This window comes from Bradyrhizobium sp. USDA 4502, from assembly GCF_054063355.1.
In genome coordinates, this window is sequence record NZ_JBSSGF010000001.1 from 5,154,946 (window position 1) to 5,167,631 (window position 12,686).

General features: G+C 66.3%; 14 protein-coding genes. 9 read left to right on the forward strand and 5 right to left on the reverse strand.

Annotation, left to right across the window (positions count from 1 at the left end):
• Positions 1-39: 39 nt before the first annotated feature.
• The 4 genes from ACVW1B_RS24065 to ACVW1B_RS24080 all read left to right on the forward strand — a co-directional run bounded on the left by ACVW1B_RS24065 (position 40) and on the right by ACVW1B_RS24080 (position 1,989).
• On the forward strand, positions 40-459 hold the full coding sequence (locus ACVW1B_RS24065; RefSeq protein ID WP_310883011.1) for an NUDIX hydrolase: 420 nt from the start codon (positions 40-42) through the stop codon (positions 457-459).
• Positions 460-543: 84 nt separating this feature from the next.
• Positions 544-921: a TIGR02301 family protein gene (locus ACVW1B_RS24070; protein WP_310883010.1), complete on the forward strand. Its 378-nt coding sequence runs from the start codon at positions 544-546 to the stop codon at positions 919-921.
• Entirely contained in the window at positions 911-1,567 is a 657-nt protein-coding gene (locus tag ACVW1B_RS24075) for an HAD family hydrolase (RefSeq protein WP_057014937.1), read from the forward strand. The genes ACVW1B_RS24070 and ACVW1B_RS24075 overlap by 11 nt, the downstream gene beginning before the upstream one ends.
• Before the next feature lie 155 nt (positions 1,568-1,722).
• Positions 1,723-1,989, forward strand: a complete 267-nt coding sequence (locus tag ACVW1B_RS24080; RefSeq protein WP_253607501.1) for a hypothetical protein — start codon at positions 1,723-1,725, stop codon at positions 1,987-1,989.
• Between the two features lie 65 nt (positions 1,990-2,054).
• On the opposite strand, the gene ACVW1B_RS24085 is transcribed toward ACVW1B_RS24080, so the two are convergent.
• Positions 2,055-3,389, reverse strand: coding sequence for a dihydroorotase (locus ACVW1B_RS24085; protein ID WP_310883009.1), 1,335 nt, complete (start codon positions 3,387-3,389; stop codon positions 2,055-2,057).
• 126 nt (positions 3,390-3,515) lie between these two features.
• Between ACVW1B_RS24085 and ygfZ the strand changes: the two genes are divergently transcribed.
• From ygfZ to ACVW1B_RS24110, 5 genes are all read left to right on the forward strand, one after another.
• Positions 3,516-4,397: a CAF17-like 4Fe-4S cluster assembly/insertion protein YgfZ gene (ygfZ, locus tag ACVW1B_RS24090; RefSeq protein ID WP_310883008.1), complete on the forward strand. Its 882-nt coding sequence runs from the start codon at positions 3,516-3,518 to the stop codon at positions 4,395-4,397.
• Positions 4,394-5,020: a DNA-3-methyladenine glycosylase I gene (locus ACVW1B_RS24095; protein ID WP_310883007.1), complete on the forward strand. Its 627-nt coding sequence runs from the start codon at positions 4,394-4,396 to the stop codon at positions 5,018-5,020. Before ygfZ ends, ACVW1B_RS24095 begins: the two co-directional genes overlap by 4 nt.
• Positions 5,017-5,628 carry a YfbR-like 5'-deoxynucleotidase gene (locus tag ACVW1B_RS24100; RefSeq protein WP_057014933.1) on the forward strand — a complete coding sequence of 204 codons (612 nt, stop codon included), beginning with the start codon at positions 5,017-5,019 and terminating at the stop codon, positions 5,626-5,628. Before ACVW1B_RS24095 ends, ACVW1B_RS24100 begins: the two co-directional genes overlap by 4 nt.
• A gap of 120 nt (positions 5,629-5,748) precedes the next feature.
• Positions 5,749-6,255 (forward strand): tyrosine phosphatase family protein, encoded by a 507-nt coding sequence (locus tag ACVW1B_RS24105; protein ID WP_028332625.1) that lies wholly within the window; start codon positions 5,749-5,751, stop codon positions 6,253-6,255.
• A 109-nt stretch (positions 6,256-6,364) separates the two neighbouring features.
• Positions 6,365-9,070, forward strand: a complete 2,706-nt coding sequence (locus ACVW1B_RS24110; protein WP_310883006.1) for a DUF2339 domain-containing protein — start codon at positions 6,365-6,367, stop codon at positions 9,068-9,070.
• Between the two features lie 24 nt (positions 9,071-9,094).
• On the opposite strand, the gene ACVW1B_RS24115 is transcribed toward ACVW1B_RS24110, so the two are convergent.
• The 4 genes from ACVW1B_RS24115 to ACVW1B_RS24130 form a co-directional block, all read right to left on the reverse strand.
• Positions 9,095-9,328, reverse strand: coding sequence for a DUF6894 family protein (locus ACVW1B_RS24115; protein ID WP_016844381.1), 234 nt, complete (start codon positions 9,326-9,328; stop codon positions 9,095-9,097).
• Positions 9,329-9,467: 139 nt separating this feature from the next.
• On the reverse strand, positions 9,468-10,046 hold the full coding sequence (locus ACVW1B_RS24120; protein ID WP_028332627.1) for a hypothetical protein: 579 nt from the start codon (positions 10,044-10,046) through the stop codon (positions 9,468-9,470).
• Positions 10,047-10,232: 186 nt separating this feature from the next.
• Positions 10,233-11,219: an acrylyl-CoA reductase (NADPH) gene (gene acuI / locus ACVW1B_RS24125; RefSeq protein WP_026193152.1), complete on the reverse strand. Its 987-nt coding sequence runs from the start codon at positions 11,217-11,219 to the stop codon at positions 10,233-10,235.
• A 47-nt stretch (positions 11,220-11,266) separates the two neighbouring features.
• Complete coding sequence (locus ACVW1B_RS24130) at positions 11,267-12,511, reverse strand: MFS transporter (RefSeq protein WP_076824017.1); 1,245 nt, start codon at positions 12,509-12,511, stop codon at positions 11,267-11,269.
• Positions 12,512-12,686 lie beyond the last annotated feature (175 nt).

Here is a 12,686-nt window from a genome sequence, read left to right on the forward strand (position 1 = left end):
ATCGGGCATGATGGTCTTCACAACCGGCTGCCAATCACCTTGACCTCTCCCGAACCTCCGATCCGCCCGCAGCTCGCCGTGTCAGGCGTGATTTTCCGCGACGACAAGGTGCTGCTGGTGCGCCGCGCCCGCTCGCCCGGCAAGGGCTTCTATTCGCTGCCCGGCGGCCGGGTCGAGTTCGGCGAATCGCTGCATACCGCCCTGCACCGGGAGATCGACGAGGAGACCGGCCTCAAGGTCGAGATCGTCGGCCTCGCCGGCTGGCGCGAGGTGCTGCCGACCCGCCCCGGCACCGGACACTATCTGATCATGACCTTCGCGGCGCGCTGGGCGTCCCGCGAGCCTCACCTGAACGACGAGCACGACGATTTCAAATGGCTGGCGCCGGAGGAGATCGGCGACCTCAAGGTCACCGGCGGCCTGCATGAGGTGATTGCGGCCGCCCGGCGGCTGGTTTGAGGCCCGTTTTAGCGGCTTTGGGGGGCTCGGCCGCCTTGCCTCGGGCGCATTGAGGGGGCATACCACGGCCATTCCGGAACCCCGATGATCAAAGCCTTTCTCGCTTTTGTGATCCTGTTGTCGGCATGCCTTGCGACGCCCGCCCGGGCGCAGGACGCGGCTGCGCCGTTCGACGGCGATTTGCAGCGGCTGGCCGAGATCCTCGGCGCCCTGCACTATCTGCGCGGCATCTGCGGCTCCAACGAGGGCGCCAAATGGCGCAACGAAATGCAGGCGCTGATCGATGCCGAGACCCCCTCCGGCGACCGCCGCGCCCGCATGATCGCAGGCTTCAACCGCGGCTATAACGGCTTCCAGCAGACCTACCGGACCTGCACGCCCGCGGCCACCGTGGCGATCCGCCGCTACATCGAGGAGGGCTCGAAAATCTCGCGCGACCTGACGGCCCGCTATGCCAACTGAACGGGCGATCTTCTTCGACCTCGACGGCACCCTGACCGACCCGAAGCCCGGCATCACCGGCTCGATCCAGTACGCGCTGGAAAAGCTCGGCCGGCCGGTTCCCTCGCAGGATGAACTGACCTGGTGCATCGGGCCGCCGCTCAGGGCGAGCTTTGCGATGCTGCTCGGCGGCGAGGAGCTCGCCGACCGCGCGGTCGCGCTCTACCGCGAAAGATTCGGCGATGTCGGGCTGTTCGAGAACGCGGTCTATCCCGACATCGCGGAGGTTCTGGCCGAGCTGCGCCGGGCACCGGGCCGGATGTTCGTCGCGACCTCGAAGCCGCATGTGTTCGCGACGCGGATCATCGCGCATTTCGGCCTCGGCGGCTATTTCGACCACGTGTTCGGCTCGGAGTTCGACGGAACCCGGGTCAACAAGGTCGACCTGCTCACCTATGCGCTGGCGCAGACCGGGGCCGATCCGGCCAAATCCCTGATGATCGGCGATCGCAGCCACGACGTGATCGGGGCGAATCGAAACGGCATCCGGGCGGTCGGCGTCACCTATGGCTACGGCACGCCCGAGGAGCTGACCGAGGCCGGCGCCAGCCATCTGTGCGCCACGCCGCGCGCGGTGCTGGACCATATCCACAGCTCATTCGGCTGATCGCGGCCCGGATATCCGGAATTCCCCTTTAAATGCCGGGGCCGCCGTTAACCTTTTCGAAAGATGTGGGCTAGGCGGTACCTGCATGCGTGATACATCTCGCACGTCGCAGTGGTTCGCTCCTCGGACCGCGCGCAGTCAATTTGCAGAGTTTCATGCGCCATCCAGCGTCCTTCCCCCATCACCAAGACCCGCGACCCGACCACGAGCAGAAGCAGGCCGCGCTGGGCTACCTGAACGAGGCTTGGGCTGAAGCGCGTCACGACGGCGTCGATGGCGACTGCCTCGCGCAGGCGAGCCTGTTTGCGGCGCTCGCCGAGCTCGTCGGCACCTATGGCGAGGACGCGGTGGCGAAATTTGCCGAGGGCCTCGCCGCGCGCGTGCGCAACGGCGAGTTCTCGCTGGCATTGGCCAAGCAGTAAAACGATAGCGTTTTCGAGCGAAGTGGGTCGCCAGTTCGCGTCAAGAAAACGCGTCAAACGCGAACCTACTGCTTCAGCGTCTCGAGGAACCGAACCGGCTCGCCGGTCGATGGCGTCGTGACTTCGCCCTGCCACATCACCCGCCGGCCGCGCACGAAGGTGCCGACCGGCCAGCCCTGCACCCGCACGCCGTCATAAGGCGTCCAGGCGGCGCGCGAGGCGATCCATTTGTTGGTGATGGTCTCGCTGCGCTTCAGGTCGACGATTGTGAAGTCGGCATCGTAACCGGCCGCGATGCGGCCCTTGCGGGCGATGTTGAACAGGCGCGCAGGCCCCGCGCTGGTGAGATCGACGAAGCGAGCCAGCGACAGCCGCCCGGCATTGACGTGATCGAGCATCAGCGGCACCAGCGTCTGCACACCGGTCATGCCCGACGGCGAGGCCGGATAGGTCTTGGCCTTCTCCTCCAGCGTATGCGGCGCGTGATCCGAGCCGAGCACGTCGATGATGCCCTGCTCGATGCCGTACCAGATGCCGGCGCGGTGATCGGCCGAGCGCACCGGCGGGTTCATCTGGGCCAGTGTGCCGAGCCGCTCGTAGCACTCCGGCGCGGCCATGGTGAGGTGGTGCGGCGTCGCCTCGCAGGAGGCGACATCCTTGTGGTCACGCAGGTATAGAATCTCTTCCTTGGTCGAGATGTGCAGCACGTGGATGCGCTTGCCGGTCTCGCGCGCGAGATTGACCAGGCGCTCGGTCGCCATCAGCGCCGCGGTCTCGTCGCGCCACACCGGATGCGAGCGAGCATCGCCCTCGATCCGCAGCGGCTTGCGCTCGTTGAGACGGTATTCGTCCTCGGCGTGGAACGCAGCGCGGCGCCGGATCACCTGGAAGATCCGCCGCAGGCTCTCGTCGTCCTCGACCAGCAGCGCGCCTGTGGAGGAGCCGATGAACACCTTGACGCCGGCGCAGCCCGGGGCGCGCTCGAGCTCCGGCAGATCCTGCACGTTCTCGCGGGTGCCGCCGATGAAGAACGCGAAATCGCAATGCATGCGATGGCGGCCGCGCTTGATCTTGTCGGTGAAGGCCGCTTCGGTGACCGTCAGCGGATTGGTGTTCGGCATCTCGAACACGGCGGTGACCCCGCCCATCACCGCGCTGCGCGAGCCGGTCTCGAGGTCTTCCTTCTGGGTCAACCCGGGCTCGCGGAAATGCACCTGGGTGTCCATCACGCCGGGCAGGATGTGCAGGCCCTTGCAGTCGATCACCTCGCCGGCCGAGGCCTGACTGAGTGAGCCGATCGCGGCGATGCGGCCGCCCGCGATACCGATATCGCGCACGCCCTCGCCGTCCTGATTGACCACGGTGCCGGATTTTAGAATGGTGTCAAAATGCTGATTCATCGGTCCTCGACGCCCGCTTTCGGCTGTCGCGCGGGCCTTGTTCGGCACACTCTAGCGCCTTAGCTTGGCAGGGGATATCGCGGCCTGCGCGTTTCCCAAGGAACTTGGAAAAGAGCCAATTTGCGAATGAAAGCAGCGTTTCTTCCAGATCGGGGCGTGGTCAAGGTCTCTGGCGAGGACGCCCGCAACTTCCTCAACGGCCTCATCACCGCCGACATCGCCGAGTTGCGCGCGGGACAGGCCCGGTTTGGCGCGCTGCTGACGCCGCAAGGCAAGATCATCGTCGATTTCCTGATCACCGAGATACCCTCAGGTCATGGCGGCGGCTTCCTGATCGACGCGCCGCGCGCGCTCGCCAAGGGCCTTGCCGACAAGCTCGGCTTCTACAAGCTGCGCGCCAAGGTCGTGGTCGAGAACCTGTCCGACAGCCTCGGTGTGCTGGCAGCTTGGGATGGCGAGCCGGCGGCGACGCCGGATCTCGCGTTCGCCGATCCGCGCAACCCAGCGCTCGGCTGGCGCATCCTGATCCCGGAAGATTTGAAGCAGAAGCTCGCTGAGCTGATCGGTGCCGATCTCGTCGACTCCAGCGCCTACGAGGCGCATCGGATCACCACCGGCGTGCCGCGCGGCGGGCTCGACTTCATGTATGGCGACGCCTTCCCGCACGAGACCAATATGGATCGCCTCAACGGCGTCGATTTCGACAAGGGCTGTTATGTCGGCCAGGAGGTGGTGTCGCGCATGCAGCACCGCGGCACGGCGCGCACCCGCACGGTGAAGATCGTCCTCGACGGCCCCGCGCCCGAAGCCGGCGCTACCATCCTGGCTGGCGACAAGCAGGTCGGCACCATCGGCTCAACCGCCGGCGAGAAAGGTCTCGCGCTGGTCCGCATCGACCGCGTCGCCGATGCGCTCGACGCCGGCCTGCCGCTGACCGCGGGCGGGCTGTCGATTCACCTCGCCGAACCTGACGCCGTCCGCATCACACCCAAGCAGACCGTCGCATGAGCCGTACCGCGCAACTGCACCCCGACGGCAAGACACGCTGCCCTTGGCCGGGCGAGGATGCGTTCTACGTCGCCTATCACGACAATGAATGGGGCGTGCCGGAATATGACGACCGCGCGCTCTATGAAAAGCTGATCCTCGACGGCTTCCAGGCCGGTCTGTCCTGGATCACGATCCTGCGCAAGCGCGAGAACTTCCGCAAAGCCTTCGACGATTTCCAGCCCGAGAAGATCGCGCGCTACAACGCCAAGAAGGTGCACGCGCTGATGAACGACGCCGGCATCGTCCGTAACCGCGCCAAGATCGAAGGCGCGGTCGCGAGTGCGAAGGGCTATCTGGAGATCATGGAGAAAGGCCCCGGCTTCTCGAATTTCATGTGGGACTTCGTCGACGGCAAGCCGAAGGTCAATCAATTCAAGACCACCGCGAGCGTGCCGGCCTCGACGCCGGTCTCGATCAAGGTCTCCAAGGAGCTCGGCGCGCGCGGCTTCAAGTTCGTCGGTCCCACCATCGTCTACGCCTTCATGCAGGCGACCGGCATGGTCAACGATCACCTCGTGACCTGCTTCTGCCACGAGAGCTGCAGCGGCAAGCTCCGCACACCGCGACTCAAGAAGAAATGACGGCGCGCAAATCGACGGAGACAACCCGCGCCTGGCAGCGGATGTTGTCGGGACGCCGGCTGGACCTGCTCGACCCGTCGCCGCTCGATATCGAAATCGTCGACATCGCGCATGGACTGGCGCGGGTTGCGCGCTGGAACGGCCAGACCAGCGGGGCGCACATCTTCTCGGTGGCCCAGCACACGCTGCTGGTCGAAGCCGTGATGCGCCAGCAGATGCCGCGCGTCGACATCCGCCATCGTCTCGCGGCACTGCTGCACGACGCACCGGAATATGTCATCGGCGACATGATCTCGCCGTTCAAGGCGGTGCTGTCAGGCGAATACAAAGCGGTGGAGAAACGGCTGCTCGGCGCGATCCATATCCGCTTCGGCCTGCCCGCCGTGCTGGCGGACGAGATCACCCAGCAGATCAAGGCCGCCGATCGCGGCGCCGCCTATCTCGAGGCGACGCATCTGGCGGGATTTTCGCAAGCCGAGGCCAAGCGGCTGTTCGGCCGCGATCCGGAACTGCCCGAAGCAACCGAGCGCGACTATCTGACGCCATGGACCGCAGCGCGGGCCGAAAAGCAGTTTCTCGAGCGATTCAAGGCGTTGCACGCCTCGTAGGGCGGCACCGCAAAACGTGCCGTTGGTTGCGCCGCAAAACGACGAATCGGCATGGCACCCCCGCCTTTGCCCGTTCGGGTGCAGCCGTTATAGTCCGGCACCCCCGATAGAAGGATCATCATGCTTCACGTCTGCTCGCTTGCCGCACTCTCCGACACGGTTCGCGCCACCGGCGCCAGCCATGTGCTGACCGTGATGGCCAATGTCGACCAGGTGCAGCGGCCGCCTTCCGTGCTGCCGGCCAACCACCTGAAAGTGTCGATGGACGACATCATCGAACAGATGGACGGCTTCGTTGCGCCCAACGAGTCGCATATCGAGAAGGTGCTGAGCTTCGTGCGCGGCTGGGATCGCCAAGCACCGATGGTGGTGCATTGCTACGCCGGCATCAGCCGCTCGACCGCGAGCGCATTCGCGACGGTCTGCGCCCTCAACCCGCACCGCGACGAAATGTCCATCGCCCGGATGATCCGCGAGGCCTCGCCGATCGCGGCTCCCAACCGGCTGATCGTCAGCCTCGCCGACAAGGCGCTGGGACGCGAGGGCCGGATGCTGCGTGCACTCGACGCGATGGGTCCCGGCAGCATGAGCGTCGAAGGCCGGCCCTTCCGCATCGATCTGGACTAAGCGCGGCCGGTCACGCCCGATCGCTTGAACTTCCGGTCCTCCTCACTGCACTACTAGGTTGCGACGGGCCGCCGGCTGGCCAAGTCCGGCGCGTCCTGCCGGAGGCCCAATGTTCGATTCGCCGTTCGACTTCCTGACGCTCGTCCTCGCCATCGTCGCGATCATTTTCGCGCGCAAGGCGCTGGGCCGGATCGACCTGCTGCAGCGCCGCCTGGATGCGATCGAGGCCGCGGGCGGCGCCGCCGCGCGGACGGCCATGCCGCCGCCGCTGACTCCGCTGCAGGAGTTCGAGCAGACGCCGCCGACGGCGCCTTCCGTCGCGCCGCCACCGCTCCCGGAGGCGGCTCCCGGCGAACCGGCCGCGCAGAGCGAGCCAGCCGCGGACGCTGCAGGCGCCGCACCGCCGCCCCTGCCGGAGCCGCCAGCTCCGCCGCAGCCGGCGCCCGGCTTCGAGGAGACGCTCGGCACGCGCTGGGTGGTGTGGATCGGCGGCCTGACGCTCGCTCTCGGCGGCTTCTTCATGGTGCGCTATTCGATCGAGGCCGGTTTGCTCGGCCCCGGCGTTCGCACGATGCTCGGCGGATTGTTTGCGCTGGCGCTGCTCGGCGCCGGTGAATGGACCAGGCGCCAGGAAAGCATCTCCAACATCGCGGCGCTGCCGATCGCCAACATCCCGGCGATCCTCACCGCCGCCGGCACCGCGGTGGCATTCGCCACCGTCTACGCCGCCTACGCGCTGTATGACTTCCTCGCCCCGGCAACCGCCTTCATCCTGCTCGGCATGGTCGCGCTCGGCACGCTGGCGGCCGCGCTGCTGCACGGACCCGCGCTGGCCGGGCTCGGCATCGTCGGCGCCTTCGTCACGCCGCTCCTGGTGTCGTCAGACAAGCCCGACTTCTGGTCGCTCTATGTCTACCTCGCCATCGTCACGGCGGCGGCGTTCGGCCTCGCCCGGATCCGGCTGTGGCGCTGGCTCGCGGTCACGACGATCGCCTTCGCGCTGCTGTGGACTTTCCCTTGCCTGCAATGCGGGCCCGAGATGATCGCGCCGCACGTCTTCCATGTCATCGCGGGCTTCGTGCTGGCGGCGCTGCTCGTGGTCTGCGGCTTCATGTTCGGTCCCGACGGCGACGGCGAGGAGATCGAGCCGATTTCATCTAGCTCGCTCGCCGCCTATCTGCTCGGCGCGATGCTGATTGTGCTCAACAGCGCGCACGCCGACGTCGCGATGATCGGCTTTGCCTTGCTGACGGCGGGCAGCCTTTTTGTCGCCTGGCGCGCGCCTGCTGCTACCCGTGCGATCGGCGCCGCGTCGATCTTCGTGTTCATTGTGTTCGGCGAATGGGCCGTCCGCCGCAACGTCGACATGCTGGTGCTGCCTGGCGGTGCGATTCCCGGCATCGGCCCGTCCGCGACCGACGGCTCGGTCTCGCTGCATCTCGTCACCGCCGCGCTGTTCGCGGCCGCCTTCGGCATCGCCGGCTTCCTCGCGCAATTCCGTTTTACCACCACGAAGGTCACGGTGACCTGGGCCGCGGCGGCGGTGTTCACGCCGGTCGCGCTGCTGGTCGCGCTCTATGCACGCATCGCGCATCTCGACCGCTCGATCCCGTTCGCGGTCCTCGCCGTGCTGCTGGCGGCGGCCTACGCAGCCGCGACCGAGGTGCTGACCCGGCGCGACGAGCGGCGGGAGCTGTCGCCTTCGATTGCGTTGTCCGCCACCGGCGCCCTCGCCTCGCTGGCGCTGGCGCTGACCTTCGCGCTCGACAAGGGCTGGCTCACCATCGCGCTCGCGCTGGTGTCGATGGGCACGGCGTGGCTGTCGGTGCAGCGGCCGATTCCGTTCCTGCGCTGGCTTGCCGCGATCCTGGCCGGCATCGTCGTGCTGCGCATCGGCTATGAGCCGCGGATCGCGGGCGACGCCGTCGGCACCACGCCGATCTTCAACTGGCTGCTGTGGGGCTATGGCGTGCCGGCGCTGTCATTCTGGGCGGCAAGCCATTTCCTGCGCCGCAGCGGCGACGACGTCCCGCTGCGCATCGTCGAATCCGCCGCGATCCTGTTCACGGTGCTGCTTGCCTTCATGGAGATCCGCCACGCGGTCAACAGCGGCGATGTCTATTATGCCAGCGCCGGGCTGACCGAGGTCGCGCTGCAGGTCGGCGCGACGCTTGCGATGGCGATCGGACTGGAGCGGCTACGCCTGCGCAGCGGCAGCATCGTGCACAATATCGGCGCGATCCTGCTGACCGCGTTCGCCGGGCTTGCCAGCCTGTTCGGGCTGCTGGCGCTGGAGAACCCGATATTGTGGCCGCAAAGCGTCGGCGGCAGCTTCATCAACCTGCTGCTGCTCGGTTACGCGCTGCCGGCGGTGCTGGCGCTGCTGCTGTCCTATGCGGTGGCGGGCCATCGTCCTGCCGGCTATGCCAACACGATCGCCGCCGGCGCGCTGGTCCTCGCGCTCGCTTACGTCACGTTCGAGATCCGCAGGCTTTACCATGGACCGGTGCTGACGCGCGGCGAGACCACGGGCGCGGAGCAATACACCTATTCGATCGCCTGGCTGATGTTCGGCGTCGCGCTGCTCGGCATCGGCATCGTCGTCGACTCGCAGCGGGCGCGGCTCGCGTCGGCTGCGGTGATCGGGCTGACGATCCTGAAGGCGTTCCTGATCGACATGTCGACGCTCACGGGTGTCTACCGGGCGCTGTCGTTCATGTGCCTTGGCATCGTGCTGGTCGCGATCGGCTGGCTGTATCAGCGGATCCTGTTTCGCAGGCGAACCGCTCCGCCGCTCGCGCAAGCTGAGGGTTAGGACTTGCCGTCCTGAAAGGCAGCTTCAGTCGACGGACTCGGCGACCAGTCGAATCCTGAACACGGGTTTTCTGCCCTCGTCGAGCAGCTCCATGTGCCATTCGCTGTTCTGCTTCAGATTGCGCGAAATGCTGCCGAGGAAATTTCCGCAGACCTTGGTCATCTCGGCCCAGGCCACGTCGCGGCTTTCAAACTCCGTCGCGTGGTCGGATGCACCAGCGTAATCGCCATCACTAATTCGAAAAAAATATTGCGCCATATGACTACTCAAAATCAGAGTCCCCAATGTCCCGCCTCACGGCGAACGCCAGGTATTGAGTAGCGAGCAAGGCGTGGCGACCGCCATCCGTATGACTACGGCTTGGCGGCGCTATTCCCGCTAGCGCGCAGATGAAAGGTTAGTCGGTGGAGCGGCGCAATTCCGGCGCGCTCTCGACCTTGGCGGGCTCGGCCTTGACCGGCTCGAGCTTCGCGCTTCCGACCTGCGGCGTCTCAACGCGCGACACTTCGGTCTGCGAGGCATCCGCGGATCGGGTGCGTGGATGCAGCGAGCGCGGACGCGCCGCCGCGCGCGCCATCAGCATCTGCTGGCCGCCCTGATGATGGAAATCGCAATAGGCAAAGCCCATGCCGGAAACCGAGCCGCGGAACGAGCGGTCGTCCTGCTTGTCGAGATTAAAGCACGGTTCGAACGGAATGCCCTTCAGCGACGCGCAAACGCTCTGACCGCGGATCTGCAGCGTGTTGCCGGGCAGGCGCAGGTGACGGATCGGCCCCGAGCCGGAGAACTGGACCGAGCCTGCCGCGCCCAGATCGTCGAGGATGCGGCCGGCACCGCGGGTGCCATCGAAACAGGTGAACGCGAACACCTTGCCGGCGACGAATCTGCGGGCCTCATCGGCGTTCATCATGCCCGCGAATGCCGGCACGACCATTGCTCCGGCCGTGACGGCCCCCAACACCAAACGCGCAAGCATGAGCTACTCCACTGACGAGCGCGGGCACTCGCTCCTTGTTGCGCATGACCCCCGCACCAACGCTTTTCGACGTCTGCGCGAGGAAACCCGGCCCCCCGGGATCATGCCGCAAGTCTCTTTACCCGCTGCTTACCATACCAACAGTGGCAACATTGGAGCAGCTTGGTTGGTAAAGTCTGAACGTCCTCAGACTATTTTTACCACGATGCGGCCCCGGACCTGGCCACCGAGGATTTTCGCGCCAAAGCCCATGACTTCGTCCAGGGCGATTTCGTGAGTGATATCAGCCAGTTTTGCCTTATCCAGATCGCTGGCAAGGCGGCGCCAGGCGGTCCTCCGCAGTTCGATCGGACACATCACCGAATCGATGCCGAGAAGGCACACGCCCCGCAAAATGAAGGGCGCGACCGAAGACGGCAGATCCATACCGGCCGCCAGACCGCAGGCCGCGATGGCTCCGCCATACTTCGTCATCGACAGCAGGTTGGCGAGCGTGGTCGACCCGACGCTGTCGACGCCGCCGGCCCAGCGCTCCTTCGCCAGCGCCTTCGGCGCACCTGACAGTTCGGCGCGGTCGATCACCTCGGTGGCGCCGAGACCCTTGAGATAGTCGGTCTCCGACATCCGCCCGGTCGACGCGATGACGTGGTAACCGAGCTTCGACAGCACGGCGATCGCCACCGAGCCGACGCCGCCGGCGGCACCCGTGACCACCACGGGGCCGCTCTTCGGGGTGAGACCATGCTTCTCCAGCGCCAGCACCGAGAGCATCGCGGTATAGCCGGCGGTACCGACCGCCATCGCATCGCGGGCCGAGATGCCGTCGGGCAGCCGCACCAGCCAGTCGCCCTTGACGCGGGCCTTTTCAGCGTAGGCGCCGAGATGGGTCTCGCCCATGCCCCAGCCGTTGCAGACGACCTTGTCGCCCGCCTTCCAGTCCGGATGGCTGGATTGCTCGACCGTGCCGGCGAAATCGATGCCGGCGATCATCGGGAACCGGCGCACCACCGGTGCCTTGCCAGTCAGTGCGAGGCCGTCCTTGTAGTTCAGTGTCGACCACTCGACGCGGACGGTGACGTCGCCGTCCATCAGCTCGGCTTCGTCGAATTGGGTGAGTGCGGCGGTGGTACCCTTGTCCGCCTTGTCGATCCTGATTGCCTTGAACGTTGCCACGATGTGCACTCCCCGTAATCTTGGTTTCGGGGAAATGGTTTACCCCATCAGGCAGGCTGCGCAACCGGGCGGACGACGGGCTTTTCGACGATCGGCAGGTTGATCAGCGCGGACAGCACGCCAAACAGCACCGACAGCCACCAGATCGGGGTGTAGGAACCGTACTGCTCGAACACGATGCCGCCGAGCCAGACTCCGAGGAAGCCGCCGACCTGATGGCTGACGAAGGCGAAGCCGTACAGCGTCGCAAACCAGCGCGTGCCGAACATCAGCGCCACCAGCGCCGAAGTCGGCGGCACCGTGGAGAGCCAGGTCAGGCCGGAGATCGCGCCGAACGCGATCGCCGAGAAGGTCGTGATCGGGAACGAGATGAAGGCGACGATCGACAGCGCGCGGGTGAAGTAGATCACCGACAGGATGTAGCGCTTCGGGAAGACGTTCTGCAGCCAGCCGACGCTGAGCGAGCCCACGATGTTGAACAGGCCGATCGCCGCGATCACCCAGCCGCCGGTCGATGCCGGAATGCCGCGGTCGGCGAGATAGGCCGGCAGATGCACTGTGATGAAGGCGAGCTGGAAGCCGCAGGTGAAGAAGCCGAGCACCAGCAGCACATAGGAGCGATGGCCGAATGCCTCCGCCAGCGCGGTCTTGAACGACTGCTGATCGGCCGGCGCGGCGTCATTCGTCTCCGCCGGCGGCGTCGAGAGCGCCAGCGACAACGGCAGGATCAGCAGCATCAGTGCGCCGAATACGAGGAGCGCGGTCTGCCAGCCGAAATTGTCGATCATCGCGACGCCGAACGGCGCGAACAGGAATTGGCCGAACGAGCCCGCGGCGGTGCCGGCGCCGAGCGCGATGCCGCGCTGCGCGGGCGGCAGCAGCTTGCTGAACGCCGACAGCACCAGGTTGAACGATGAGCCCGACAGGCCGAAGCCGATCAAGACGCCGGCGCCAAGGTTGAGCGAGAGCGGCGTCGCCGAGTAACGCATCAGGAGCAGGCCCGCGGCGTAAAGCAGTGCGCCGACGACCATCACACGCAGCAGCCCGAAGCGGTCGGCAATCGCGCCGGCGATCGGCTGGCCGAGCCCCCACAACAGGTTCTGCAGCGCCAGCGCGAGGCCGAACACGTCGCGGCCCCAGGTGAATTCATGGCTCATCGGCTGCACGAAGAAGCCGAGGCTGGAGCGCGGCCCGAAGCTCAGCAGCGCAATCGCGCAGCCACAGACGATGATGACAAGCGGCGTGCGCCACGTGCCCGACGTCGGTCGAAGATCCCCGGTGGTAACGGCCATCTTGTCTTCCCCCGCAACTGCTGCGCGGGGAGCCGCCCCGCCGAACGTTACGGGGAGTTAATGCAGGTGCATGAAAACCCCAAGAGGGGCCGGAGAAAAATATTCGCCTGCAGGGCTGCTCTGCAGAATCGGAGAGGATGATGACCGTCATTCCGGGGCACGCCGGCCGCGGAAC